A 22,992-nucleotide genomic window follows, 5' to 3' on the forward strand; every position below is an offset into this window, starting at 1 on the left:
TTTATATATAAAAAAAGGGAGCTAATTTAGCTCCCTTTTTTATTTTCCATTAAAACTATTCATGGTGTTATTTATACCTGCTAATCCAAAAGATTTAATAAGTTCTATAGATTTGTTTAATCGTTCTTCTAGTTTGTTGTGTTCTTCTTCGCTCCATTCGCCAAGTACATAATCCACTTGTCTGCCTTTACTAAAGGCATCACTAATTCCAAATCTAAAACGGTTGTATTTGCTTGTATTTAATTTGTCTTGAGTGTCTTTTAAACCATTATGGCCACCATCACTTCCTTTTGTTTTTACTCGAATACTTCCAAAAGGCAGATTTAAATCATCAGTAATAACTAAAAGATTCTCAAGTGGGATTTTTTCTTTTGTAAGCCAATATAGTATTGCTTTTCCACTTAAATTCATGTAGGTATTTGGTTTAAGTAAAATGAAGGTTCTACCTTTTGCTTTATATGTGGTAATGTCTCCTAATTTTTGTGTTTCAAAGGTTAAAGATTCTTTTTTAGCTAAATGATCTAATATTTTAAAACCAATATTGTGACGCGTATTTTCATATTTCTCGCCAATATTTCCTAAACCAACAATGAGGAATTTTTTCATAGGGTTATTTTCTTCTATATTATTTGATGCTTTGTTTATTTTGAAAAATCTTGTAATACACTCAAACATATATTAGTATTGTTTTTCGTAAAAATAGAAAAGCATCCTGAATTAACAGAATGCTTTTTTATTATTTGTAGAAATAGTTATCTATTCTGCTGCATCAGCTGCTGGAGCTGCTTCTGCACCTTCTTCAGTTTCTTCATCTTCATCTTCATCTGCTACAGAAGTTCTAGAACGTCTTACTAAGCAAACTACAGTGTTATCTGGATGCATAAACTTATAGCCTTCACTTTCTAAAGCTGTGATATATAGTTTACTTCCAATTTTTAATTTAGAAATATCAGCTTCAATAAAATCTGGTAAATTTCCAGGTAAAGCTTTTATTCTTAAACTACGTTTGTTTTTACGTAAAACACCACCATTTCTTACTCCTGGTGAATTTCCAATGTAAGATACAGGGATATCCATAGTAATTTCTTTATCCTCAAATACTTGGTAGAAATCTACGTGTAAAATTCTATCTGTTACAGGGTGAAATTGAATATCTTGTAAAATAGCGTTATATGTATCGCCATTTGCTAATTCGATTACAACTGTATGCGCATTTGGTGTATACACCAATTTAGAGAATGCTAATTCAGTTGCTGAGAAATGCACTGCTTTGTCTCCTCCGTATAGTACGCAAGGAACCTGACCAGCATTACGTAAGGCCTTTGTTGACTTCTTGCCTACGCTTTCTCTTTGAGATCCGTTGATTGTAATTGATTTCATTGTTTTTATTTATATTTAATTATTATATACTTATTTGTTAATCTAGCTGTAAGACTACATTAAAAATTTAGAACTAATAGATTTGTTAAAATGCACATTATGCATTACTTCTGCAAATAAATTAGCACAACTTATTACTCTAATCTTTTTACTCTCTTGCTTTAAAGGAATAGAATCTGTAACAATTAATTCTTCTAACTTTGAGTTTTCTAACCTTTCATATGCATTACCAGATAAAATAGGATGCGTGCATATAGCTCTTACGCTTAATGCGCCACGTTCCATCATTAAATCTGCTGCTTTAGTTAGTGTGCCAGCAGTATCAACCATATCATCCACTAATACTACGTTTTTTCCTGTAACGTCACCTATTAGCTCCATGTGCGAAATTACATTTGCTTTGGCACGTTGCTTATAACATATAACAACATCACTTTCCATTGCTTTCGAATAGGCATAAGCTCTTTTTGATCCTCCCATATCTGGAGATGCAATGGTTAAATTATCTAAATTTAATTCCTTTAAATATGGTAAAAATACAGTAGATGCAAATAAATGATCTACTGGTTTTTCAAAGAACCCTTGTATTTGATCGGCATGTAAATCCATAGTGATAATTCTTGTTGCACCTGCAGCTTCTAGCATTTTTGCTACTAATTTTGCAGCAATTGGTACTCTAGGTTTATCTTTACGATCTTGTCTTGCCCATCCAAAATAAGGTAATACAGCAGTAATGTGTCTTGCAGAAGCACGTTTAGCTGCATCAATCATTAATAACATCTCCATTAAATTTTCAGAACTTGGATTTGTAGATCCAATTATAAAAATTCTAGTACCACGAATAGACTCTTCATACGATGGTTGAAACTCTCCATCACTATAAGTAGAGGTAATTACATTTCCTAAACTTGCACCATATGCGGCCGCTATTTTTTCAGCTAAGGTTTTACTTTGCGTTATAGAAAAAATTTTAGCGTCTGGCTTAGTATTTGGCATCGTTAAAATGTTTTAATGCAGTGAAAAACACTACGTTATTTTTAATGAGGTGCAAATTTATAATTTTTTTTCATGTATGAAGCATAATAGCTACTATTTTTAAGGCATTTAGAGAAAAAAGATATATTTTTGTGCTCCAAAATAGCTCAAGTGGCGGAATTGGTAGACGCGTTGGATTCAAAATCCAATTTCTTCGGAAGTGTGGGTTCGATTCCCACCTTGAGTACTTAATTTAAGGGATAAATCAATATTAATTTGATTTGTCCCTTTTTTATTAGATACCTACACAAAACAAGATTATAAATAAAAACCACCTATAAAGAGGTGGTTTCTTAATCATACTAGGTGCAGAAAATAGTTGTATTCTGACATTAGTGAGTTTATTCGCATGCTATACGAATAGATAGGCAATTAATTTCTGTTTCTGCGCATTCGCCAGTTAAAACTACACAATCTCTTGAAAAACAAGGCAGTGCTGCAGAAGCGGTGTCGTAATCTTTTGTGCCCTTTTCGATACCTCCTCTAATTGCACTACTATTAAGTTTGGAGATTACATTTTTGTTTAGAGATAAGCCATTGAACTTTTTTTTCTTCATAATTTAAAATTTTAAAATATTAGTATACTGAACGTTTATAGACACTCAGAGTATGTGTCTTTTATATAGTGTTCATTAAAAACGAAAATGTTACTATCAGTTATTCGATTTTTTTAAGAAAAATATATGAGAAGAGTTCTGTTGATAAAAAAACCAGAAGTAAAATGGCTAACAAAGTACTGCTGTTATCCTGATTTCTTTATGTGTATACTAAGAAGCTATTACGTTTTCTTATATTTCTTAAAAATGAATATGCTAAACACAATTAGAAGAAGTATTGTAATACTAATGTATATAATGATAGTATAGTTTGTTCTTGGTAGCAAAGTCCCTGTATCACCAATCAATACCAAAGCTGCCCAATAATGAGGCGAAGCTTCTGCATCACTATTGCTGTTTAAATAGTTAAGTTTAGCTGTACGTAAAGCTTCAGATTTTGTTTTGCCTTCGCTTAGATTTTTATAAAAATGAGAAGTGATAGTAGCTGTAGCTTTATCGTTTGTACTCCAAAGAGACGGAATTACGGTGTGAGCTCCAGATTTAAAGAATCCACGAGCGAGACTCATTACACCTTCTCCGCGATTAACCTTTCCTAAAGAAGTGTTACAAGCACTTAATATAATTAATTCGGCGTTATTTTTTAAGAGGTTTAACTCAAAATGATGTAGTTTTTTATGTCTCAAAGCAATCCATGGATTTATAGTGTCTGAAGCATCTGCATGAGTAGCAAAATGGACAATTTTATATTGATCAATAGCTTGGGTTACATTTTCTTTGGTAGCTTGCTCTTTAGTTAGTAGATCACCAGAGTAATATTGATTTCCAGAATTGATTTCTTTTTCACTTTGCGAAAGTGTAGTAAGGTCTTCAGTAAAAAACATTGGAGCTATACCAAAAAAATCTTTAGTAGATTTTCTTAATACTTTTGAATTCTCCTTTGAAAAAGAAAGAGAAAGAGCATAATTGATTTCTGATTCCTCAATAAGATAAGAACCTTTGCCTTCATCTATTACAAGAGCTTCAAATGGAATGAAATTAAGCACGTGATCAGCAATAATTGTTACTTTTTTGTTTTTTAAAAGGTTCCTGGTTTCCTTTGGGAATAAAGTTTTATATATATAGTATGATGTTTTCTTATATTCTTCAATGTCTTTTATGGTTCTAAAAGGGGCATTGAGTTTTTTTCTCACCTCGTAGATGCTAGATATTAGCTCATCGATTGGATCTATTTTAAATAAAATATTTTGGTCTCTCGATAAGAGTAAACCATATGCATTTGGGATAGAATTCGCCTTTCTTTCAGCCATAATATACTGAATAATAACTTGATCTTGCTTTAATTGAATTTTAGAAAGAGGAAGTATTTTGGGTAAAGCAGTTAAAGTAAAATGATTAGGGTGTTTTTTAGTTATAGAATCTTTAAAGAACAATAATTTTTCTTTTTCTTTATAAATAGTTAGAGATAAAGAATCATTATTATTTGTTGTTTTTTCTGATAATGCTTGTAATTTGTTTAGATTGTTTTTTAACTCTTTTTCTTTTTCCAGAATGTGTGTTGGTAAAAGAGTGTTGTTTTTCTGTATTTCTTGAGTTAATAATAATGCTTTATTTTTTTCCATAAAGTAAAAAGCATCAGATAGATTATTGTTTTTATAACAAGCCTCTAACCCCATAATATAAATCTCTGAAGCTAAATCTCTCCATAATAATCTAGATGTGTAAGAGAAATTATCAGACATTAAAAGGTCAATAAGTCGATCACTAATTTTTACTGTTTTTATAGCGAGCGTATTAAAATTTTTATCTTTTTCTTGTATAGCTTGCTCTAGATATACTTGGGTTATTTTTTTTAAAAGCTCTAATAAAAACTCTTTATCATGTACAGCTTCTAGTTGATCTTTTGTGGGAAACCAGTTTTTGTTGAAAGTATTTGTTTTGAAATAAAAAGATAACGACTTGTAATAATACTCCAATGCTTGGTTGTAATTACGTTCAGTATATGCTGTCTCTCCAAAACCATAATAGATTAATTTTTTTTTGCTATGCTCATCTTTTACATACGATAAAGATTTAGACAAATATTCTTTTGCTTGTTTTATATTTATATTAATATGTGAAAATCCAAGGTTATAATAACTTTGTCTTTTATAATCAGGATTTTCAATCTCTGAAGCATACTCTAGTGCTTTATTAAAATGAAAAATAGCTTTTAGAGTATCTGGTTTGTATAATCCTTGAAAGTATTCAGAACCTAAATTAGTATGTATTGCAAAAAGACTTTTCTTATTAGGGTTTTCGTGAGTTTTTATAAGTGAATCTGCTATAGTTAAATGTTTTATTGCTTCCTTACTACTACTTGATTCTCTAATTTGTTTATAAGCATAGGCAATATTAATGTGATTATTAAGAATTCGTTTTCTGTCTTTTATAGTATCAAGAAATGAGAATGCAAGTAAATGGTTTTCTACAGCTTGGAATGGATCACCTAGAATTTCGTAATTATCAGCTATTTTTATAAAAGAACGGCCGTCATTAAAGTCAGAGTCTTTAATAGCAATCGCTTTTTTAAGCCATAAAATAGATTTTGAGAGGCTGTCATATTTTTTATAAAAATACCCAACATTATATGTGCTTCTTTTTAGAAGTTCTGCATTATAAGGAATTGCTTTTTTTCTAGCTTTAACAGCAATCTTGGTGTATTCTATAGTCTCTTTTTTAAATTTTTTACGATAATATCTTTTTGCTAGTTCATGAGCGTCATTACCTAATTGTGCATAATTATTTTGTTTTTTGTAGGTTTCAAATAATTGATTGTAAAGCTGTGTTTTAACAGAGTCATTGACTTTTAAACTTTGTATAGAATCTAATGCTTTAGAAGCTTCCTGACTATAAAGATGTAAACTTGTAAATATGCAATAAACAAAAAAGAAAGGGAAAATAATTCCCTTTCTTTTTTGTTCTGATATTTTATGAATGTTATTCAATATTCGGCTATCTTATAAGCTTGCAGGAGGTAGTAGAGGTACTTGATCACAAGTATCATATGTCTCAATAAAAGAGTTAATACTCATTGAAAAACTTATTTCACCAGGTTCATCATCTGTACCATCACTAACAGTTTTTCCTCCGTCAATAACAACAGAACCTCTATTTCTAGGAGGTAATCTTAATTCATCACAAGGAACATACCATTCTTCTACAAATTCACAGCCAGTATTTGTGTTTGCTAAAATCAAACTAAATCTATACTGCCTAGCCCAGTTTAAAAACGCCATTCTATCAAAAGCATCTGTATAAGTAGCATATCTAACAAAAACTTTACAGAAAGCATCTGGATTTCTTTCTAATTCTGTTGCGTTTAATCCATCTTGGTCGAGTAATTCTACTTCTTTTATAGAAGTTTCTTCTTTAGAGCAACTTTGTATTCCAACTACTAATATTGTTATTAAAAATAATAATGCGATTTTTTTCATTCTAAATATTTTTTTTGTTTTATAATTTATTAGTATGTTCCACAACATTCACAAATGTTACTACGCAAAAGTAAAAAAAATAAATTGTTAAATTTTTTTCATGTCTATTATAAAAGAAAATGATCGCCTACAGAACTTAGCAGAAGGTAATAAAGAAGTAGTACAAGAATTGTATAGTGAGGTTTTTCCTAAAATTACTAGTCATATTAAAATGAATAGTGGTAATCAATCTGATGCTGAGGATATTTTTCAAAAGGCATTACTACAGTTGATTGCCAGATATAGAGTAAAAGCGTTTGTTATAGAGAGTTCATTTGATGCTTATCTCTTTTCTGTGTGTAGGAATTTGTGGAGACGGGAATTAAATAAGCGAAAAAGGATGGTAACAAATACTAGCGTTGTGGAACTATCGAGAGAAGCAGATGATATGACAATGGCAGTTTTAGAGCAAGAAAAGTGGGAGTTGTTTCAGGAAAAATTAGCACAGTTGTCTGATAATTGTAAGCAATTGTTAAAGCTGTTTTTTGAGAAAGTGCCCTATAAAGATATTGTCAATAAATTGGGGTATAATAGTGATAATGTGGTAAGGCAGCGTATTTTTAATTGTAAATCGCAATTAACAAAATTGATTAAAAACGATTCTAGATATAATCAAATCAAAGAATTATGAAAGACTATTCAATAGAAATCGATGCGTATCTAAATGATACGATGTCTATATCAGAAAAACAGAAGTTTGAGGAAATACTTCTTGCAAACCCTGAGCTATTAAAAGAACTAAAGCTTCAGAAGGAAATGCTTGTTGTTTATGAAGACATTGAATGGTTAGAAGGCGATAAAGATGTGTTAAAGACTGATGAGGCTAAGAAACTAAAATCTTTTTTCGAAAGTAAAGAAGCTGCTAATTTAAAATCAACAATTCAAGAAGTGATTTCAGAAAACACTTCTAAATCAATAAATAAACCTTTTTGGTTTGTTGGTATTGCAGCGTCTATAGCAATTTTAATAACAGTTTCTTTATTTGTATTTAAAGAGAATAGTCTTAATGAGTTATATACTCAATATATACATCTCAACGAGATACCTTCTTTAGTGACTAGAGGAAAAGATTCTAATAAGTTGTTAGAAAATGCTCAATTGTTATTTGAAGACCAAAAATATCAAAAAGCAGTAGAGACCTTTATAAAATATCATAGAAAGGAAGACTCAATAGAGCCTTTAAGTTATATATACATGGGTGTTGCTTATTTAGAACTTAATGAATTTGATAAAGCATTAAAACAATTCGAGGAGCTTTCTAATACGTTGCAGGCTAAAAAAATTAATTGGTATAAAGCCATGACGTTTTTAAAACAAAATAAAAAAGATGAGTTGATTGCTGTATTACAAACAATTCTATCAGATACAAACAATTATAAGTATAAAGAAGCACAAGTCCTTATGCAGCAGGTTAACAAATAGTTTTTGAGTTTAACATTGCATTGGTGCTTTTCTTTTTTTTATATATTTACATACACCCTAAAAATATACTCTACTATGCTCCAAGAACTATGGTTTAATGTACAATACGGTATTAATCATGTATTAGATATTAATGCGTACGACCACGTTTTATTTTTAATTGTTCTAACTGTTCCTTACATGTTTAAAGATTGGAAACGTGTGTTTTTATTAGTAACACTATTTACTATCGGGCATACTTTATCTTTGGTTTTAGCTACTTATGGAGCGGTAAAAATTTCAGCAAATATTATAGAGTTTTTAATTCCTGTTACCATTTTAATAGTGGCGCTTTTTAATGTTTTTACCTCAGGTAAAGGTGCTCAAAAAGAAAAGATAGGTATATTATTTATTTCCACTCTGTTTTTTGGACTTGTGCATGGTTTAGGTTTTGCTAGAGAGTTTAAATTATTGGTTGGGAGTGATGATAATAAATTAATTACACTTTTAGAATTCGCATTGGGTATTGAAATAGCTCAAGTAATTATTGTTTTTCTTGTTCTATTTTTGGGCTACTTATTTCAAACGGTTTTTAGATTTTCTAAACGCGATTGGATTATGGTTGTTTCTGCAATTGTTGTTGGGTTAGTAATTCCTATGTTATTAAACAGTCCTTTATTTTAAATATTTAACATAAAGTTTTCACAAACTTCTTTAATTTCATTGTAATTAAAATACGAACCTATTATCTTCGTTACTAGTACTAAGTGTATGAGCAATGGAGATGTGTTGCAATCTTTTTTATAAAAATAATAGAGGTTGTTATAACTAATTATTAATTTAAAATTAATAGTGTACAAAAGCTTATTAATATAAAATATGCCAAAACATAAAAAATTAAAATACGATAAGGCTTATTTGCGTATAGCAAAAGAATGGGGTAAACTATCGCATTGTCATCGTAAACAGGTTGGAGCACTTATTGTTAAAGATCGTATGATAATTAGTGATGGTTTTAATGGAACACCAACTGGTTTTGAAAACCCTTGTGAAGATGAAGAAGGCTATACAAAATGGTACGTGTTACATGCAGAGGCAAATGCAATATTAAAAGTAGCCTCATCTACTCAAGCTTGTAGAGGTGCTACATTGTATATTACTTTATCTCCATGTAAAGAATGTAGTAAACTAATTCATCAAGCGGGTATTGTAAGAGTAGTTTATAAAGAAAGATATAAGGATGATTCTGGATTACGTTTTTTAGAAAAAGCAGGAATCCAATTAGAACAAATAGAAGATTTAACAGCTTAATAATATGAAAAAAAAATACTGGCCTTTACTTCTTGGTGCTGCTATTGCAGCTGGTATTTTTATTGGTGGAAAGTTAGATTTTAACGATACTAGTGATCGTCTGTTTACTTCAAATAGTAAGAAGGATAAGTTAAATCGTTTAATAGATTATATTGATCACGAATATGTTGAAGATGTTAACACTGATAGTATTGTTGATGTTACTGTTAATGGTATTCTAGAAAATTTAGATCCTCACTCTGTTTATATTCCTAAACAAGATTTACAACGTGTTACTGAGAATATGAAAGGTGATTTTGTAGGTATAGGTATTAATTTTAATACGTATAAAGATACAATTACTGTAATTAGAACTATAGAAAATGGACCTAGTGCTCGTGCTGGTTTAAAAGGAGGAGATCGTATTATTACTGCTAATGGAGATTCACTTTTTGGGAGAGATTTAAGTAATGGAGATTTAGTAAATAAATTAAAAGGTCCAATTGATACTAAAGTGGTTTTAGAAATAGTAAGAAAAGGAGAAGAGAAACCATTAAAATTTACGGTTACTAGAGATAATATACCAATAAAAAGTGTTGATGCTGGTTATATGTTAACTCATAGATTAGGCTATATTAAAATAAATAGATTTGCTGAGTCTACCTATAAGGAATTTAAAAGGGAATTAAATAAACTACAAAAGAAAGGCGCTAAGGAATTGGCCTTAGATTTAAGAGATAATCCTGGTGGGTTTTTGGGGATTGCAGAACAAATTATCGATGAGTTTTTGGAAGATGATAAGCTTATCTTATTTACAAAAAATAAACGTGGAGATATTGAAAAAAGTTTCGCCACAAGTAGTGGTGCTTTTGAAGATGGACATATTTATGTGTTGATTGATGAAAATTCAGCATCGGCAAGTGAAATAGTAGCAGGAGCATTACAAGATAATGATAAAGGAACTATAATAGGTCGTCGTTCTTATGGTAAAGGGTTGGTGCAGCGTGAAATGCAATTAGGAGATGGAAGTGCAGTGCGATTAACTGTTTCGAGATATTATACTCCAACAGGACGGTCAATACAGCGTGCTTATGAGAAAGGAAATAAAGATTATTTTGATGATTATTATTCTCGTTTAGATAGTGGAGAATTATTAGATGCTGAAAAAATTGAAATAGCCGATTCTCTTAAATTTACTACTCCAAAAGGGAAAGTAGTATATGGCGGCGGCGGAATTATACCCGATATTTTTGTACCATTAGATGAAGGTATGCAAAATGAAACAATTAAGTTTTTACAACGTAGAGGTTATATTAGTCATTTCGCTTTTGAGCATATAGAAAATGACAGAAGTGCTTTTGATAATGCTATACGAGAAGATTTTATAGATAATTATGAGGTAAGTGATGAGATGATTGGAACTTTTCAGGATTATTTAAATGTTAAACGTAGAACAACAGTTGTCTTTGTGGCATATAAAGAAGAAGTGAAACAATATATAAAAGCTGCTATAGCAGAGCAATTATTTGGTTTTGGTGCTTACGAAGAAGTCGTAAACCAAAAAGATATCATGATTGACGAATTAATTAATCTTTCTATAGAAAATGAGAATTGAGATGATTCTTACTTTATTAACGACTTCTTTTTTTTTAATAGCTATTATATTAAGATTAATAGATTTTAGCGCTGTAAAATTTCTTAATAAAGGAATTGTTGTTGAAAGTTATACTGTTAAAACAAGAACTATTAAAAAAGAATTTCTACTTACAAAAGATAAAATGTTTAAATCTCAATTATGTAGAATGCTTATAATGAGAAAAATACATAACTGTAGTGTTTTTCTATGTATTGCATGTTTATTTCTGTCTTTACTGTTTGCTGTTTTTTAAGCAAGCTTATCATGAACTTTAGTTTGTTTTCCGTTATTCCAAAGTGTTAAAATATCTGTTGCTACATGTGCTCCGCTTCCTGAAGCAATAGCAAATTGACTACGCCAACCGGCAAGTGTGCCAGCTACGTACAGATTATTTTCAATTAAATGATTTTTGTTTTCAAGCCAAATTCTACTTTTTTCAACAGCTGCTCTTGGGTGAGGTTTTATGTAATCTTCAAGCCCTTTTATAGCTAACAAATTAGTGTAGCCAACAGCAATTACAACACGTTGCGATAAGTATGTGTCTTTGTTTGTAGTAACTTCAAAGCCATTTTTAATTCGTTTAATCGAACTTGTTTTTTCTTTTTCAATTTGAATAACTTCGGGATATAAATCTCTAAGTTGTTGACGCCCTTCAATTAGTAAATCTTTGCCTAAAGTACCTGGTTTTAGTCCTAAAACATTATTAAATAACGCATTTTGTAAATGAGACGTTTTTTGATGTGTTATAATTGCAACTGTTTTATCTTTTGCAAAAGGTTTTTTTAAACCAGAGCCTAAAATTAAAGCACAAGATAAACCAGCAGCTCCACCACCAATAATTAAAGTGTCTAACATTTATTGTTTACTTTTCTCTTCAATTTTTTTTGAAATTCTTAAAATCTGTAGTAGTAAAATAGCGCAAAGTGATGCTAAAATAGTAATTATTGCAATTGAGCTTTCGCCTTCAAAAAGCGCGCTAAAATTAAGTTTGGTTGCATTGTAAATTATAAGCCCTACAGCAATTACACTTAAAATTGTGGTAAATATTTTCATCTTGTAAAGTTAAGCAAAAAGAATTTTAATATTATCAGCAAAAAGCTTAACAGCAATAGCAAGTAGTATAACACCAAATACTTTTCTTATGATATTTATACCATTCTGACCAATTAAACGCTCTATTCTTCTTGAGGTTTTAAGTACAAGGTATATAACAAGAACATTTAGTAACACAGCAACTATAATGTTTTCAATACTAAATTCAGCTCTAAGAGATAATAGTGTTGTTAAACTTCCTGGTCCAGCAATTAGTGGAAAAGCTAATGGAAATACAGAAGCAGTTATTGGGTTGGTCTCTTCGTCTTTGTATAGAGTAATGCCTAGAATCATTTCTAAAGCAATAAAAAATAAAATAAAGGCACCAGCTACAGCAAATGAGTTAACATCAATTCCTATAAGGTTTAATATGCTTTTTCCTAAAAACAAAAAGGCTATTAATATAACTCCAGCAATAATAGCTGCTTTTTCACTTTGAATATGTCCAGCTTTTTTTCTTAAATCAATAATAATTGGGATGTTTCCAACGATATCAATTACTGCAAAAAGCACCATGAATACTGTAAATATTTCTGTAGGGTCAAAATTCATTGTCTTAGATTTTTAAATTTTCGGCAAAAGTAGTTTATAATTAGAGATTTACAATGTAATATATATGTAATATTTTAACGATTTTAAAGTTACTTATTTTGTGTTAATATGCATTATATTTGTTTAATATTCGAGATAAATAATTTATGTTTCAACTTGGAAAAACAATAGTATCTGAAGCTATCATAGAAAAAGATTTTGTGTGTAATCTATCGGCATGCAAAGGCGCGTGTTGTATTGATGGAGATGCAGGTGCACCATTAACAAAAGAAGAAACAGAAATTCTTAAAGATATTTATCCTAAAGTTAAACCTTTTTTAAGACAGGAAGGAATTGATGTTATTGAGGCTCAAGGAACTTCTGTTACTACTGTTTTTGATGAGTTAGAAACGCCATTAATTAATGGGGCAGATTGCGCTTATGTTATTTTCGACGACAAAAACACTGCGCTTTGTGCTATTGAAGAAGCTTATAATCAAGGAGAAGTAGATTGGAAGAAGCCAGTATCTTGTCATTTGTATCCTATACGAGTTAAAGATTATACCGAATTTTCTGCTGTAAATTATGATAAATGGGAGATATGTGATGATGCATGCTCATTAGGGAAAGAACTTCAAGTTCCTGTTTATAAATTTGTGAAAGAAGCGCTTATTAGAAAATTTGGAGAAGATTGGTATAGTGAGTTAGAGAAAGTTGCAGAAACCATGCGGTAATAATTTCTGTATTATGCAGTTTTTAATCTATGTATTTCTTTGGTTGGAATATCTATAGTTACTTTGGTTCCTGATGCTAAGTTATCATTATATAAATCTTCAATTTTTAATTTATAAGATTGTGTATAATGTTTAGAGAAATTTTCTAATCGTTGTTTAGTTAAACCAATACCAACAGATTTTCTTTTTAGCAACTTATTCTTATTAATTTCTGCAGAAGCTTCACGACCAATACCATTATCTATAATAGCAATACTAACAAAGTCTGTGTTTTGTTTAGTGATGTTTATATGTATAGATTTATTATCTTTTTTAGACGAAAGGCCATGCCATAATGCGTTTTCTAAGAAAGGCTGTAGCACTAATGAAGGTACTTTTATAGTATCCATATTAATGGTTTTACTAACTGTATACGAGTAATCTATTTCATTTGAAAAGCGTATGTTTTCAATATTCATATATAAATCCATAGTCTCTAATTCTTCAGCTAAAGAAATTTCTTTTTCAGTTGAAGCGACAAGAATTTTTCTAATAAGTTTTGAAAATTTGTTTAAATAATAAACAGCATTTTCTTTTTCATTATTAATAATGTAAAGCTTGATTGAGTTTAAAGAGTTAAATATAAAATGTGGATTCATTTGACTGCGTAACATGTCTTGTTCAAGAGTCAAGATTTGCTTTTCACTTTTAAGTTGCCTATGTCTATAAAAAAAGAATAAACCTGCAGCTAGAGATAATAAGCAGAAGAGGATAACAAAGGTTGTTTCATTTCGTTTTTCTAACTTTAATTTTTCTTCAGCTAATGTTTTAATTTGATTGGTTTGTTTTTCGGCTTCATATTGAAAACGTAATCGGTTTACGTATTGTGTGTTTTTCTCATTACTTATACTTTGATCAAGTGCTACAGCATTTTTATATTGTTCTAATGCTAATTCAGGATTACCGTTTTTTTGATTAATGTCAGAAAGTTGAAAGATGGCTTCAGAGATAAAAGACTTTAAATTGTAATCTTCTGCAGCTTTTAGACCTTTTTCAAGATTCTTTTTGGCTAAAGCTATCTGTCCTAATTGATTTTGAGCAGATCCCAGTCTTATATAGGCCGAGGCAATATAAAATTGATCTTGTTTTTCTTCAGCTAAAGCAATAGTTGGTTTTATAACTTTTAAAGCTTTTTGAGGTTTTTTCTGTTTAACATATATACCTCCAATACTATTATTACATATAATTCTACCAATATCAGAGTTTATCCGTTCATTATATTTTAGAGATGTTTTGTAACTTATTAAAGCCTTTTCTAAATCGTCATCGGCTTCATATATAGCACCAATATTATGATGATTAATAGCTAAGCCTAATTCGTTTCCAATAGATTCTTCAATTTTTAAAGCCTTATTAAATTCTTTTAGTGCTAAGTCTTGTTGTTTTAAGCTTAGATATATGTTGCCCATACTATTATGGCTCACTGCAATACTTTTTTGAATACTTTTTGTCTTTTCTATTTGCGTTTCAGCAAGAGCTAAAGCGTCTTGGTGGTAATCTAATGCAGAACGAATATTGTCTTGTCGTCTATCAATTACTCCAAGCATATTAAGGCTTACTACTTCGTATTCTATTAAATTATGTTCTTTAGAAATAGAAAGTGCTTGTTTTAAGAAAGCTCTAGATTCATTAAAAAAAGATTTGTTTCTGTACTGGTTGCCCAACATTATGTTTGCAAAAGCTTGTCCAGGAATGTAATCTGCTATTACACTTTTCTGTAAAAGAGTGCGCATTTTTACAGTGTCGTATTTGTTTTTATAAATAGCATATTCTAAATCATCATATTTACTATGATTTGTTTTAATAATACTATCTGCAAGAATAGAGAAATCTTGTTTTTTGTTTTGAGCTTGTGTTAGTTGGAAACTAAAGCATATTATTATAGTAACTAAAAAATAGCTTCTATATTTATTTTTGTAATAAAATAGTTGTGATTTCATTGCTATAGTTTTTCTAAGAAATCTGATTTTCGTTGTCTTGCTACTGGAATTTTATGGTTAGAGTCCATAATAACATAGCCTTCGGTTTTAAGAAATTCTTTGATTTTTGAAAGATTAATAACGTAAGAATTATGAATTCTAAAAAAATCACCATCTGGCAATAAAGCATTCACTTCTTTAAGCTTCTTGGTTACCAATATTTTTTGGCCATCTGTTAAAAAAATCGTGCTATAATTCCCGTCAGATTCTACAAAAATAATATCCTCAATATTTAAGAATAATAATTTACCATCTGTATTAATTGTAATCTTCTTTTTATTTTTAGATGTTGTGAAATTAACTAGAATGTCTTCAATTTGATCCGAGTTTAATGCTCGTGATCTAAATTTTTTAATTTTTGATATAGTAATCTGTAAATCATCAGAATCTATTGGTTTTAATAAATAATCTAAAGCTTCATTTTTAAGAGCTTTAATAGCATATTCATCATAAGCAGTTGTTATAACTACTGCAATATCTTGCTTATTAAGTTTTTCTAAAAACTGAAATCCATCCATTGTAGGCATTTGTATGTCTAGAAATAAACAATCTGGTGTATTATCGTTTAAATAGACTAATGCCTCTTCTGGTATAGAAAAGGTTTTAATTATTTCTATTTCGTCACTAAAATTAGTGAGTTCCCATGATAAGCCTTGAATGGCTTTTGGTTCGTCGTCTACAATTACCGCTTTAAGCATAAGTTTAAGGAGATTATTACATAAATATAAAACATATAAAAGACTTCACATTATTTTATGTATAAGTGGTAAATAATTATGTGTAATTAGTCAATTATGATGTTATTTTGAATTTAGGTATTTTAAAGAGAGTGGCAACATACCACTTATACATTAAAACCTACCAGTTATACATTTCTATGATTTAGAGATTGTCTTTCATTATATATTTATACTGTTATGTTAGTTTTTTAGTTTCTTAATAAGAAAATATTTAAGTGACTTAGGGAATCACTATAAAAGGTTATGCTATTAATCTATCTAAGAGAATAAATGAATAACTATTTGTTTATTTCTTAAAATTTTATTCTATTAAGAAGCGATGAGTTATTATAAAAAGTGAGTGTTTTTTTACGCTCACTTTTTTGTTTTTTAAAAGAGTTAATGTTTTATTAAAACTTAAGAACTGTTAAGGTCAATAAAACCAACTTGTAGGTCTACATTTCAACAATTGATGTTAAAAACTTTGATAATATTTAAGGTTAAGCACCTTTTAAAATCATAGATTATTTTCAATCTTTGTTAGTCCCAAGAAGAACCATTTTTTCGTTTTAATTTTTTACAAAAAAGCAACAATATTATGTCTCAAGTAGTCGAGCCCATTTTACAAGAAAACAAAGACAGATTTGTCATTTTCCCTATACAACATCATGATTTGTGGGAATGGTATAAGAAGTCTGAGGCTAGTATGTGGACTGCTGAAGAAATAGATTTACATCAAGATATTACAGATTGGACAGATAAATTAACAGATGATGAGCGTTATTTTATTAAACATGTATTAGCGTTTTTTGCTGCAAGTGATGGGATTGTAAACGAAAATTTGGCAGAAAATTTTGTAAATGAAGTACAATATAGTGAAGCAAAGTTTTTCTATGGTTTTCAAATTATGATGGAAAACATACATAGTGAAACATATTCGCTTTTAATTGATACTTATGTAAAAGACGAAAAGGAAAAAGCAATGCTTTTTAATGCAATAGAAACCTTTCCTGCAATTAAGAAAAAAGCAGAATGGGCATTAAAATGGATAGAATCTCCAAGTTTTGCTGAACGTCTTATTGCTTTTGCTGCTGTTGAAGGTATTTTCTTCTCTGGGTCATTTTGCTCAATATTTTGGTTAAAAAAACGTGGTTTAATGCCAGGTTTAACTTTTTCTAATGAGTTGATTTCTCGTGATGAAGGTATGCACTGTGATTTTGCGGTACACCTACATGAAAATCACTTAGTGAATAAAGTGCCAAAAGAGCGAATTAAAGATATTATTGTTGATGCATTAAACATAGAAAGAGAGTTTATTACAGAGTCTCTTCCAGCTAGTTTAATAGGAATGAATTCTAAATTAATGTCACAGTATTTAGAATTTGTTACAGATGGTTTGCTTGTAGATTTAGGTTGTGAAAAAGTGTATAACACAGCCAATCCATTTGATTTTATGGATATGATTTCATTACAAGGAAAAACTAATTTCTTCGAAAAACGTGTGTCAGAATACCAAAAAGCTGGTGTTTTAAACAAGGAAGAAGAAGAAAATAAGTACGATTTTGGTTCAGATGATTTCTAGAACCAAATAAAAGAATTCAAAAACAAAATTATTTTTTATTGGTTTTTAAATATTTCTGTAGTCTATTGACTTTGGAAGCACTTTTGGAAACTAATTTTAATTGTATTATAAAAAAAACTAACACAATAACTCCCTGTTTATCATGTTGTTGTGTATTTAGTGTAGCTAATTAACCCTTTTTCTGAAAATGGCGGCTTTCAGAATAAAACTAAAAATGTGTAAAGTATGTTTGTATTAAAAAGAGATGGTAGAAAAGAACCTATAATGTTCGACAAGATTACGTCTAGAGTACGTAAACTATGTTATGGACTAAATGAACTTGTAGACCCAATTAAAGTGGCAATGCGAGTAATAGATGGATTATACGATGGTGTAACCACTAGTGAATTAGATAATTTGGCCGCAGAGCAAGCAGCAACTATGACTACTGCTCACCCAGATTATGCACGTTTAGCTGCCCGCATCTCGGTTTCTAACCTACATAAAAACACTAAGAAGACGTTTAGTGAAGTCATGACCGATTTATATGAATATGTAAATCCAAGAACTGGTAAAGAAGCACCTTTATTAAGTGATGAGGTGTTTAATGTTATTATGGAAAATAAAGATAAATTAGATTCTTCTATTATCTATAATCGCGATTTTGGCTATGACTATTTTGGGTTTAAAACACTAGAACGTTCTTATCTTTTAAAATTAAATGGGCAAATTGCTGAAAGACCACAACATATGTTAATGCGTGTGTCTATTGGTATTCATCTTAATGATTTAGATGCAGCTATTGAGACATACGAACTAATGTCTAAAAAATACTTTACGCACGCCACACCTACATTATTTAACTCTGGTACACCAAAACCACAAATGTCATCATGTTTCTTATTAACAGTAAAAGATGATAGTATTGATGGTATATACGATACATTAAAACAAACAGCAAAAATTTCTCAATCTGCAGGTGGAATAGGTTTATCTATTCATAATGTACGTGCAACAGGAAGTTATATTGCAGGAACAAATGGAACTAGTAACGGTATTGTACCAATGTTAAAAGTATTTAACGATACAGCACGTTACGTAGATCAAGGAGGCGGAAAACGTAAAGGGAGTTTTGCTATGTATATAGAACCATGGCATGCAGACATTATGAGTTTCTTAGATTTAAAGAAAAACCATGGTGCCGAAGAATTACGTGCTCGTGATTTGTTCTACGCTATGTGGATGCCAGATTTATTTATGAAGCGTGTACAGGAAGATGGACAGTGGACATTAATGTGCCCAAATGAGTGTCCAGGTTTATGTGATGTTCATAGCGAAGAGTTTGAAGCACTTTATACAAAATATGAAACAGAAGGTAAAGGACGTAAATCAATAAAAGCTCGTGAGCTTTGGGAGAAAATATTAGAATCTCAAATTGAAACAGGTACGCCTTACATGTTATATAAAGATGCTGCTAACCGTAAATCTAACCAGAAAAATTTAGGAACAATTCGTTCTTCAAATTTATGTACAGAGATAATGGAGTATACATCTCCGGATGAGGTTGCAGTATGTAATTTAGCATCAATTGCATTACCAATGTTTGTTAAAAATGGCGAGTTTGACCATAAAGAATTATTTAGAATCACTAAACGTGTTACTAAAAACTTAAATAAAGTAATTGATAGAAATTACTATCCAGTAAAAGAAGCAGAAAACTCAAATTTCCGTCACAGACCAATAGGTTTAGGAGTGCAAGGTTTAGCAGATACATTCATTAAATTAAGAATGCCTTTTACAAGTGATGAAGCTAAAAAATTAAACCACGATATTTTTGAAACATTATACTTTGCTGCAGTAACAGCAAGTATGGAAGAAGCAAAAGTAGATGGGCCATATCAAAGTTATGAAGGGTCTCCAATTAGTAAAGGAGAATTTCAGTTTAACCTTTGGGGTGTAAAAGACGAGGAACTTAGTGGACTTTGGGATTGGGCAAAATTACGTAAGCAAGTATTAAAAAATGGAGTGCGTAATTCGCTTTTAGTAGCACCAATGCCAACAGCATCAACATCTCAAATTTTAGGAAACAATGAGTGTTTTGAGCCTTATACGTCTAATATTTATACGCGTCGTGTATTATCTGGTGAGTTTATTGTAGTAAATAAACATTTATTAGAAGACTTAGTAGATTTAGGCCTTTGGGATGAGAATTTAAAGAACGAAATAATGAGAGCGAACGGTTCTATCCAAGATGTAGATGTTATTCCTCAAGATATTAAAGATTTATATAAAACGGTTTGGGAATTATCTATGAAAGATATTATAGATATGTCTCGTCATAGAGGTTACTTTATAGATCAATCTCAATCGTTAAACCTATTTATGGAAGGCGCAACAATGGCTAAGTTAACGTCAATGCACTTTTATGCTTGGAAAAGCGGCTTAAAAACAGGAATGTACTATTTACGTACTAAAAGTGCTGTAGACGCTAAAAAAGTAACTATTTCAAGAGCAGCAAAAGCAGAGCCAGTAGTGCAAGAAGTTGCTGTAGATAATGATGGTGTAACGCAAAAACAACAGCAAGCTGCTAAAACAGCAGAGAAATTTGCTAAGCAGGCCGCAGAAAAACCAGAAGGCACACCTATGAGCGCAGAAGAAATGAAAGCATTAATAGCCCAAGCTAAAGAAGCTGAAGGTGACGATTGCTTAATGTGTGGATCGTAGACAAAATAGTCTTATTATATTACTAATTAGAGTATAATAATGAGAACTAATTAAGTGTTATTACTCAAAAGGGCATCTCGAAAGGGGTGCTTTTTTATTTAAAAGATATAAAAAATACTATATTACAAACCTAACCAAATTTAATCTATGGAAACAGCAGAAACTTTAGGGGAATTAACTTGTACACATTGTGAATTACCAATTATAGAAAATACGGCTTTTTGCCCAGAATGTGGATATCCAGAGAAAGGAGATGAACAAGATGTGGCTAAGTTTTATGCTAAACGTGTGATGGCAAAAAATAAAAACATGGATGCCGAAGAAAAAATAAAATCCGCTAGAAATACACTTTTTGTTATGGCAGGATTAGTAATGCTCTTTGGTTTTTTTTCATTTTTTGTAAATGATGATTATGTAACACTTATAATTAATTTTATTATTTGTTGTATCTATTTATTGCTTGGAGGTTGGTCTAAAGAAAAACCACTTATAGCATTGTTGCTGGGTTTGTTATTGTATATTACTACAATAATTATTTCTGCAATAATAGAACCATCATCTCTAATAAAAGGTATTCTTTGGAAGATTATTATAATTGGCTATTTAGGGAAAGGAATATATTCTGCATCTTCTACAAAAGATAGTAATTAGTGTCTTTAGTTTGTAAACGTTGTAAAGCCATTTTTGATACAGAAATAAAGTTTTGTTCAGAATGTGGTGAATCTATATCTAAACATATAGAAATAAAGAAAATAGAAACTATAAACTTAATTATAGGTTTCTATGCAACCATGTTAGTTTTTATAGCTGTAGTTTATTTTATAGGAGATGTCTACCCTGAAAATTTTGTAGCAGATTTAGTTATCGAAATTACGTTTGCATTAATTATTATTGGGTTCTCTATATTAGATTTTAAGAATATTTTAAAGTTATATTCAGTTCAGTCAATTAATTGGAGGTTACTCTTGATAGTTATTGTTACTCCTATAATAAGTAGTCTTATTGTATATTATTTTATCGAGTTTGTTACTTTTTTAATGGATAATGGTGAATCCAGCAACTATTTTGTGTCATATTTGTATCTAGAGCATCCTTTGTTTTGGGCTATATTTTTTGTCGCTATAATGCCACCTATTTTTGAAGAGCTAGCTTTTAGAGGCTTTTTATTTAATAAGTTAAGAGAGATTACTAGTAGTAATTTAACTATAATTGCAACAGCTTTTTTGTTTGCACTAATTCACTTCTCATTTATTTCTTTTCTATGGATATTTCCTTTTGGATTATTATTAGGATATTTAAGAAGTAAATATAATACCATTTGGTTAGGTGTTATTGTCCATTTTTTACATAATCTTATTGTACTAATGTTAGATTATTATGATTACTATAAAATGTTAGAATAGAAAATCATTTTATTGTTTTATGTGAAAAATAACTAATCCATCAAAAAATCTGTGCCCAAATAACCATCGTTTTTATTATAATACCACGCGCGGTTTTTTGGCATTTTAATAGTGCTAATTATAGATTCACCACTTAGTAAAATATATTCACCACTATCTTTCTTTATATTACCTTTGTCATCAGTTTTGTAAAACTGATAAATTTCCATAGCATAAGTTTTGCGATTAAAATAAAAATACCAGATATCACTACCAACAGTAGCTTCGTATGTTGCTTTTAAAACCAGATATTTTTTGCCTTTAAAAGATTTAAGTTCAACTTTTTCATCTATAATTGTCCCTTTATCTTTCAGTTTCATTGGTAAGCCATATAAATAAGTGTAATAGTTTTTATAGAGAGCTGCAGTTTCACAGTGAGAGCGTTTAGGTTTTTCTTTTAAACTAGCAATTCTAAGAGAATCTGCAGGTGCTATTATACATTTACCTTTTTTAATTGTATATCTAGAACTAATAGTATCTCGTTGGGCTATTACATTAAAAGATTCTTCTGGTAAATCTATATCAATTACGCTTACTCTTTTAGGGTTATTGGGTGTTTTCATAGTTACATTTAAAGTATTATTAAATGTTTTCCAATTATTATTTGGATCATGATATTGTATGGCTTTGTCTAATAATTCTGATCCAGAAATTTTTTGGCTAAATACAATTGAAATTGAGAAAAGAAACGAAATAAATACTAAGTTTTTCATTTTAAAATATTGCTTATACACGCTAAGTTAAGTTATTTATATTTTAAGGCTATATTAGATGTCTTAACCTAATTTTTATATGGAACCAAAGAATTTTAAAGTTACACCAGATATCTACGCTAGTAAAGGGAAGCGTTTTGCTAATTTAATTATTGACTACATAATACAAGTTCTTATTGGTGGTTTAGTTGGTATGCTAATAGGTTTAATAATAAATCTTACAGACAACTATGAGTTATATGAATGGTTCTTTGTGGACGAGGCTAGATGGAAAGATTACCTTTTAGGAATTATTATACTTCTTGTGTACTTTATAATAATAGAATCTTTAACTGCTCATTCTATAGGGAAATATATTACTAAAACTAAGATTGTAATGGAAGATGGCTCTAAGCCTCAAATCTCAGATATAATACTTAGAAGTTTGTGTCGTTTAATTCCATTTGAACAATTCTCATTTTTAGGAGATGAAGCAAGAGGCTGGCATGATAGTATGTCTAATACTTATGTTGTAGACGAAATAAAATTAAAAGCAAAAATAGAAAGAGAAACGGGTTTAGAGTTAATTGGGAAATCATTAGAAGAAATAGATCAAATACAAAAAAGCACCTTGTAAAAGATGCTTTTTAAATTCAATATATATAGAC

Annotated in this window: 23 protein-coding genes and 1 tRNA gene; 12 read left to right on the plus strand and 12 right to left on the minus strand. The window is 29.9% G+C overall.

Going from position 1 to position 22,992, the window contains the following annotated elements:
• Nucleotides 1–39: 39 nt before the first annotated feature.
• The 3 genes from pth to Q0997_RS03990 form a co-directional block, all read right to left on the minus strand.
• The gene (gene pth, locus Q0997_RS03980) at nt 40–606 is read right to left on the minus strand and encodes an aminoacyl-tRNA hydrolase (protein ID WP_299884831.1); all 567 of its coding nucleotides are present in this window, start codon (nt 604–606) and stop codon (nt 40–42) included.
• Nucleotides 607–756: 150 nt separating this feature from the next.
• A complete protein-coding gene (locus tag Q0997_RS03985) occupies nt 757–1,380 on the minus strand; it encodes a 50S ribosomal protein L25/general stress protein Ctc (protein WP_299884834.1) in 624 nt (207 codons plus the stop codon).
• Nucleotides 1,381–1,434: 54 nt separating this feature from the next.
• Nucleotides 1,435–2,376: a ribose-phosphate pyrophosphokinase gene (locus tag Q0997_RS03990; protein ID WP_299884837.1), complete on the minus strand. Its 942-nt coding sequence runs from the start codon at nt 2,374–2,376 to the stop codon at nt 1,435–1,437.
• 144 nt (nt 2,377–2,520) lie between these two features.
• Here Q0997_RS03990 and Q0997_RS03995 point away from each other — a divergent pair.
• Nucleotides 2,521–2,602, plus strand: a tRNA-Leu gene (locus Q0997_RS03995).
• Nucleotides 2,603–2,756: 154 nt separating this feature from the next.
• On the opposite strand, the gene Q0997_RS04000 is transcribed toward Q0997_RS03995, so the two are convergent.
• The 3 genes from Q0997_RS04000 to Q0997_RS04010 all read right to left on the minus strand — a co-directional run bounded on the left by Q0997_RS04000 (nt 2,757) and on the right by Q0997_RS04010 (nt 6,445).
• Nucleotides 2,757–2,972 carry a class I lanthipeptide gene (locus Q0997_RS04000; RefSeq protein ID WP_299884840.1) on the minus strand — a complete coding sequence of 72 codons (216 nt, stop codon included), beginning with the start codon at nt 2,970–2,972 and terminating at the stop codon, nt 2,757–2,759.
• Between the two features lie 221 nt (nt 2,973–3,193).
• A complete protein-coding gene (locus Q0997_RS04005) occupies nt 3,194–5,956 on the minus strand; it encodes a CHAT domain-containing protein (protein WP_299884843.1) in 2,763 nt (920 codons plus the stop codon).
• Between the two features lie 12 nt (nt 5,957–5,968).
• A complete protein-coding gene (locus Q0997_RS04010; RefSeq protein WP_299884845.1) occupies nt 5,969–6,445 on the minus strand; it encodes a hypothetical protein in 477 nt (158 codons plus the stop codon).
• A gap of 100 nt (nt 6,446–6,545) precedes the next feature.
• On the opposite strand from Q0997_RS04010, the gene Q0997_RS04015 reads away from it, so the two are divergent.
• The 5 genes from Q0997_RS04015 to Q0997_RS04035 all read left to right on the plus strand — a co-directional run bounded on the left by Q0997_RS04015 (nt 6,546) and on the right by Q0997_RS04035 (nt 10,790).
• Nucleotides 6,546–7,115 (plus strand): sigma-70 family RNA polymerase sigma factor, encoded by a 570-nt coding sequence (locus Q0997_RS04015; RefSeq protein ID WP_299884848.1) that lies wholly within the window; start codon nt 6,546–6,548, stop codon nt 7,113–7,115.
• Nucleotides 7,112–7,906: a hypothetical protein gene (locus tag Q0997_RS04020; RefSeq protein WP_299884851.1), complete on the plus strand. Its 795-nt coding sequence runs from the start codon at nt 7,112–7,114 to the stop codon at nt 7,904–7,906. The genes Q0997_RS04015 and Q0997_RS04020 overlap by 4 nt, the downstream gene beginning before the upstream one ends.
• Before the next feature lie 75 nt (nt 7,907–7,981).
• Nucleotides 7,982–8,569 carry a HupE/UreJ family protein gene (locus Q0997_RS04025; RefSeq protein ID WP_299884854.1) on the plus strand — a complete coding sequence of 196 codons (588 nt, stop codon included), beginning with the start codon at nt 7,982–7,984 and terminating at the stop codon, nt 8,567–8,569.
• 195 nt (nt 8,570–8,764) lie between these two features.
• A complete protein-coding gene (locus tag Q0997_RS04030; protein ID WP_299884857.1) occupies nt 8,765–9,196 on the plus strand; it encodes a dCMP deaminase family protein in 432 nt (143 codons plus the stop codon).
• A gap of 4 nt (nt 9,197–9,200) precedes the next feature.
• On the plus strand, nt 9,201–10,790 hold the full coding sequence (locus Q0997_RS04035; RefSeq protein ID WP_299884860.1) for a S41 family peptidase: 1,590 nt from the start codon (nt 9,201–9,203) through the stop codon (nt 10,788–10,790).
• Between the two features lie 270 nt (nt 10,791–11,060).
• Here the strand turns inward: Q0997_RS04035 and Q0997_RS04040 are convergent, their stop codons facing one another.
• From Q0997_RS04040 to Q0997_RS04050, 3 genes are read right to left on the minus strand one after another with little or no spacing between them, the layout of a single operon-like run.
• On the minus strand, nt 11,061–11,666 hold the full coding sequence (locus Q0997_RS04040; protein WP_299884863.1) for an FAD-dependent oxidoreductase: 606 nt from the start codon (nt 11,664–11,666) through the stop codon (nt 11,061–11,063).
• Nucleotides 11,667–11,864, minus strand: a complete 198-nt coding sequence (locus Q0997_RS04045) for a hypothetical protein (RefSeq protein ID WP_299884866.1) — start codon at nt 11,862–11,864, stop codon at nt 11,667–11,669.
• Nucleotides 11,865–11,873: 9 nt separating this feature from the next.
• Entirely contained in the window at nt 11,874–12,455 is a 582-nt protein-coding gene (locus Q0997_RS04050; RefSeq protein WP_299884869.1) for a MarC family protein, read from the minus strand.
• A gap of 146 nt (nt 12,456–12,601) precedes the next feature.
• Here Q0997_RS04050 and Q0997_RS04055 point away from each other — a divergent pair, with 146 nt between their 5' ends.
• Complete coding sequence (locus tag Q0997_RS04055; RefSeq protein ID WP_299884872.1) at nt 12,602–13,168, plus strand: DUF3109 family protein; 567 nt, start codon at nt 12,602–12,604, stop codon at nt 13,166–13,168.
• 11 nt (nt 13,169–13,179) lie between these two features.
• Here the strand turns inward: Q0997_RS04055 and Q0997_RS04060 are convergent, their stop codons facing one another.
• Complete coding sequence (locus Q0997_RS04060; RefSeq protein WP_299884875.1) at nt 13,180–15,147, minus strand: tetratricopeptide repeat protein; 1,968 nt, start codon at nt 15,145–15,147, stop codon at nt 13,180–13,182.
• Nucleotides 15,148–15,149: 2 nt separating this feature from the next.
• Entirely contained in the window at nt 15,150–15,884 is a 735-nt protein-coding gene (locus Q0997_RS04065) for a LytTR family DNA-binding domain-containing protein (protein WP_299884878.1), read from the minus strand.
• 619 nt (nt 15,885–16,503) lie between these two features.
• Between Q0997_RS04065 and Q0997_RS04070 the strand changes: the two genes are divergently transcribed.
• The 4 genes from Q0997_RS04070 (at nt 16,504) to Q0997_RS04085 (ending at nt 21,593) form a co-directional block, all read left to right on the plus strand.
• The gene (locus Q0997_RS04070; protein ID WP_299884881.1) at nt 16,504–17,487 is read left to right on the plus strand and encodes a ribonucleotide-diphosphate reductase subunit beta; all 984 of its coding nucleotides are present in this window, start codon (nt 16,504–16,506) and stop codon (nt 17,485–17,487) included.
• 225 nt (nt 17,488–17,712) lie between these two features.
• Nucleotides 17,713–20,190, plus strand: coding sequence for a ribonucleoside-diphosphate reductase subunit alpha (locus Q0997_RS04075; RefSeq protein ID WP_299884886.1), 2,478 nt, complete (start codon nt 17,713–17,715; stop codon nt 20,188–20,190).
• Between the two features lie 147 nt (nt 20,191–20,337).
• A complete protein-coding gene (locus tag Q0997_RS04080; RefSeq protein WP_299884888.1) occupies nt 20,338–20,841 on the plus strand; it encodes a hypothetical protein in 504 nt (167 codons plus the stop codon).
• On the plus strand, nt 20,841–21,593 hold the full coding sequence (locus tag Q0997_RS04085; RefSeq protein WP_299884891.1) for a type II CAAX endopeptidase family protein: 753 nt from the start codon (nt 20,841–20,843) through the stop codon (nt 21,591–21,593). The genes Q0997_RS04080 and Q0997_RS04085 overlap by 1 nt, the downstream gene beginning before the upstream one ends.
• A gap of 32 nt (nt 21,594–21,625) precedes the next feature.
• Here the strand turns inward: Q0997_RS04085 and Q0997_RS04090 are convergent, their stop codons facing one another.
• The gene (locus Q0997_RS04090) at nt 21,626–22,345 is read right to left on the minus strand and encodes a DUF6503 family protein (RefSeq protein WP_299884893.1); all 720 of its coding nucleotides are present in this window, start codon (nt 22,343–22,345) and stop codon (nt 21,626–21,628) included.
• A gap of 79 nt (nt 22,346–22,424) precedes the next feature.
• Between Q0997_RS04090 and Q0997_RS04095 the strand changes: the two genes are divergently transcribed.
• Nucleotides 22,425–22,961, plus strand: a complete 537-nt coding sequence (locus tag Q0997_RS04095; protein WP_299884896.1) for an RDD family protein — start codon at nt 22,425–22,427, stop codon at nt 22,959–22,961.
• The last annotated feature ends 31 nt before the right edge of the window (nt 22,962–22,992 follow it).

The organism is uncultured Lacinutrix sp., from assembly GCF_947500325.1.
GTDB lineage: Bacteria > Bacteroidota > Bacteroidia > Flavobacteriales > Flavobacteriaceae > Lacinutrix.

Excerpts from the sequence above, each read along its gene's own strand:
- pth (WP_299884831.1), bottom strand. The coding sequence starts at position 606 with ATGAAAAAATTCCTCATTGTTGGTTTAGGAAATATTGGCGAGAAATAT.
- Q0997_RS03985 (WP_299884834.1), bottom strand. The coding sequence starts at position 1,380 with ATGAAATCAATTACAATCAACGGATCTCAAAGAGAAAGCGTAGGCAAG.
- Q0997_RS03990 (WP_299884837.1), bottom strand. The coding sequence starts at position 2,376 with ATGCCAAATACTAAGCCAGACGCTAAAATTTTTTCTATAACGCAAAGT.
- Q0997_RS04000 (WP_299884840.1), bottom strand. The coding sequence starts at position 2,972 with ATGAAGAAAAAAAAGTTCAATGGCTTATCTCTAAACAAAAATGTAATC.
- Q0997_RS04010 (WP_299884845.1), bottom strand. The coding sequence starts at position 6,445 with ATGAAAAAAATCGCATTATTATTTTTAATAACAATATTAGTAGTTGGA.
- Q0997_RS04015 (WP_299884848.1), top strand. The coding sequence starts at position 6,546 with ATGTCTATTATAAAAGAAAATGATCGCCTACAGAACTTAGCAGAAGGT.
- Q0997_RS04020 (WP_299884851.1), top strand. The coding sequence starts at position 7,112 with ATGAAAGACTATTCAATAGAAATCGATGCGTATCTAAATGATACGATG.
- Q0997_RS04025 (WP_299884854.1), top strand. The coding sequence starts at position 7,982 with ATGCTCCAAGAACTATGGTTTAATGTACAATACGGTATTAATCATGTA.
- Q0997_RS04030 (WP_299884857.1), top strand. The coding sequence starts at position 8,765 with ATGCCAAAACATAAAAAATTAAAATACGATAAGGCTTATTTGCGTATA.
- Q0997_RS04035 (WP_299884860.1), top strand. The coding sequence starts at position 9,201 with ATGAAAAAAAAATACTGGCCTTTACTTCTTGGTGCTGCTATTGCAGCT.
- Q0997_RS04040 (WP_299884863.1), bottom strand. The coding sequence starts at position 11,666 with ATGTTAGACACTTTAATTATTGGTGGTGGAGCTGCTGGTTTATCTTGT.
- Q0997_RS04045 (WP_299884866.1), bottom strand. The coding sequence starts at position 11,864 with ATGAAAATATTTACCACAATTTTAAGTGTAATTGCTGTAGGGCTTATA.
- Q0997_RS04050 (WP_299884869.1), bottom strand. The coding sequence starts at position 12,455 with ATGAATTTTGACCCTACAGAAATATTTACAGTATTCATGGTGCTTTTT.
- Q0997_RS04055 (WP_299884872.1), top strand. The coding sequence starts at position 12,602 with ATGTTTCAACTTGGAAAAACAATAGTATCTGAAGCTATCATAGAAAAA.
- Q0997_RS04060 (WP_299884875.1), bottom strand. The coding sequence starts at position 15,147 with ATGAAATCACAACTATTTTATTACAAAAATAAATATAGAAGCTATTTT.
- Q0997_RS04065 (WP_299884878.1), bottom strand. The coding sequence starts at position 15,884 with ATGCTTAAAGCGGTAATTGTAGACGACGAACCAAAAGCCATTCAAGGC.
- Q0997_RS04070 (WP_299884881.1), top strand. The coding sequence starts at position 16,504 with ATGTCTCAAGTAGTCGAGCCCATTTTACAAGAAAACAAAGACAGATTT.
- Q0997_RS04075 (WP_299884886.1), top strand. The coding sequence starts at position 17,713 with ATGTTTGTATTAAAAAGAGATGGTAGAAAAGAACCTATAATGTTCGAC.
- Q0997_RS04080 (WP_299884888.1), top strand. The coding sequence starts at position 20,338 with ATGGAAACAGCAGAAACTTTAGGGGAATTAACTTGTACACATTGTGAA.
- Q0997_RS04090 (WP_299884893.1), bottom strand. The coding sequence starts at position 22,345 with ATGAAAAACTTAGTATTTATTTCGTTTCTTTTCTCAATTTCAATTGTA.
- Q0997_RS04095 (WP_299884896.1), top strand. The coding sequence starts at position 22,425 with ATGGAACCAAAGAATTTTAAAGTTACACCAGATATCTACGCTAGTAAA.